At 71.6% G+C, this 2,296-nt stretch carries 1 protein-coding gene and 2 pseudogenes; all 3 read right to left on the bottom strand.

The features are described from left to right. Positions 1–289: pseudogene (locus G6024_RS15115) on the bottom strand (aspartate aminotransferase); the annotation flags it as partial. A gap of 29 nt (positions 290–318) precedes the next feature. Continuing rightward, positions 319–2,004, bottom strand: a complete 1,686-nt coding sequence (locus G6024_RS15110; RefSeq protein ID WP_235027933.1) for an SLC13 family permease — start codon at positions 2,002–2,004, stop codon at positions 319–321. An 89-nt stretch (positions 2,005–2,093) separates the two neighbouring features. Further along, positions 2,094–2,296, bottom strand: a pseudogene (locus tag G6024_RS15105) (family 43 glycosylhydrolase); the annotation flags it as partial.

The raw sequence follows: 2,296 nt of genomic DNA, 5'->3' as shown, positions 1-2,296 counted from the left end.
CGACGTCGTCGGCCGTCACGTCCACCCCGTCCCGCCGCCGGCGGTACCCCGCGATCGCCTCGCGGAGCGGGCGGATGCCCAGCGCCTCGGTGTATCCGAGGATCTCGGTGTCCAGGGCGTGGCGGGCGGCGGCGAGTACAGGGCCGGGGGCCGGGGTCGAGGGCTGGCCCGCGCACAGCGAGATGACGTCGCCGTGGGTCTCCTGCCGGCGGGCGGCGGCGGCGAGGACGCTCATGACGTGGAAGGGCTCGACGGCCGAGCGGCGGGAGGGTTCGCGTGCGACGGGCATGCCCCGACGCTAGCGGGCCGGTCAGACGATCAGACGGTCAGCCCGAACACCCACACCAACAGCGTCATGGTGACCGCGGTGATGGCGATCAACCCGATCAGGTTGAGCCAGATCCCGCCGCGGATCATCTGGCCGATGGTCACGTATCCCGAGCCGTAGGCGATCGCGTTGGGCGGGGTCGCCACCGGGAGCATGAAGGCGCAGGTGGCGGCGAGCGCGACCGGGACGGCCAGGATCATCGGATCCAGGTCCAGGCCGAGGGCGACGCCACCGGCCACCGGCAGGAACGTGGCGGCGGTGGCGGTGTTGCTCGTCAGCTCGGTGAGGAACAGGACCCCGGCGGCCGCGACGAGCACCAACGCGACGGTCGGCAGCGCGTCCAGCGCCGACGCCTGCTCGCCGATCCACCCGGTGAGTCCGGAACCTGAGAACTGCGCGGACAGCGCCAGTCCGCCGCCGAACAGCAGCAGCACGCCCCACGGCAGTCCCAGCGCGGCGTCCCAGGTGAGCAGCCGCACCCCGCGCTCGGTGCCGGCCGGCAGCAGGAACAGCAGCAGTCCGGCAGTGAGCGCGATCCCGGCGTCCGAGATCGGCGGGTCCTCCCACACCAGCGGCACGGCCACCCAGGCCACGGCCGCCGCGACGAACACCGCCAGGACGCGCCGTTCGCCCGACGAGGTCGGGCCGAGCCTGCGCAGTTCGTCGTCGAACAGTGCCCGACCGCCGGGGATCCGCTCGATCTCGGGACGGAACAGCACCTTGGTGAGGAGGAACCACGTGATCACGAGCATGACCACCGCCAGCGGCAGTCCGACCAGCATCCAGCGACCGAAACCCAGGACGATGTCGTGCTCGCGCTCCAGATAGCCGGCGAGAAGGGTGTTGGGCGGGGTGCCGATGATGGTCGCCAGCGACCCGACCGACGCCGCGTAGGCGATGCCCAGCATCAGCGCGGTGCCGAAGTTCGACCGGATCACGGCCTGCTTCACCTGATCGGAACGCGGATCGGACGAGGAGTCCATCCGGGGGATCGCGTCCTCGTCGTCGTTCCGACCGGCGCCGTCCCCACCGGCACGGTCCTTCCCACCGAGCTCGGAGGCGAGCATCAGCACCGACACCCCGATCGGGAGCATCATCACCGCCGTGGCCGTGTTGGACACCCACATACTCAGGAAAGCGGTGGCGATCATGAACCCGGCGACCACCCGGGTCGACCGGGTACCCATCGCGCGCACGGTGAGCAGGGCGATCCGCCGGTGCAGGTTCCAGCGCTGCATGGCGATCGCGATGAGGAAGCCGCCCATGAACAGGAAGATGATGTTGTTGCCGTACTCGGCGCCCACGTCGTTGACCGAGACGTCCTGACCCAGGACGGGGAAGACGATGAGCGGCACCAGCGCGGTGGCCGGGATGGGGATGCACTCGGTCATCCACCAGATGCCGAGCAGGACCGCCACCGCCGCGGTGAGGCGCGCGTTGTGTTCGAGATCGCCCGGCATGACCAGGTACACGATCACGGCCGCCGCCAGCCCGGCGACGGTGCCGATCACGCTGCGGACGAACTCACCCCGCGGCACCGCGGGGTCGAGCTCGCCGGGCGACTTCTGGTCGATCTCCATCCCGCGGTCGGGGTCCGGCTCCAGACCCCTCAGGTGTGGTGCCATCACGATCCTGCGGTCGTCGGTGCCGCCCGCGCCCGTTCCCCCGCCGGTCATGGCCCGCTCCCTCCGCCGGTCACCCCGGCGCCTACCAGCGGGGTGCTCTGGCGATCACGGTAACCCCGGGACGGCGGCCTCACATCCGATCAGGAGCCGGTCGATCCGATCGGGGCGGATCCGAGTGCGCCCGATCCGAGTGACAGGGTGCCGTCCGGGGCGACCTCGAGGCCGAACACCGCCAGTTCCTGCGCCGCGCCGCCGTCCGCGGCACCGATCGAGATCACCAGCTCGTGGCGGCCCGGGGCGAGCGGTGCGGCCGGCCGCAGCGTCAGCGGGCGGTCCACCGACG

Origin of the sequence: Dietzia maris, from assembly GCF_014144855.1 — a bacterium.
Classification (GTDB): domain Bacteria; phylum Actinomycetota; class Actinomycetes; order Mycobacteriales; family Mycobacteriaceae; genus Dietzia; species Dietzia kunjamensis.
The sequence above is the reverse complement of the archived record's forward strand: the minus strand, read 5'-3'. Positions and strand labels throughout refer to the sequence as shown.

What these genes read in the sequence shown, in the direction of transcription:
- G6024_RS15110 (WP_235027933.1), bottom strand. Translation starts at nt 2,004, where the DNA reads ATGACCGGCGGGGGAACGGGCGCGGGCGGCACCGACGACCGCAGGATC.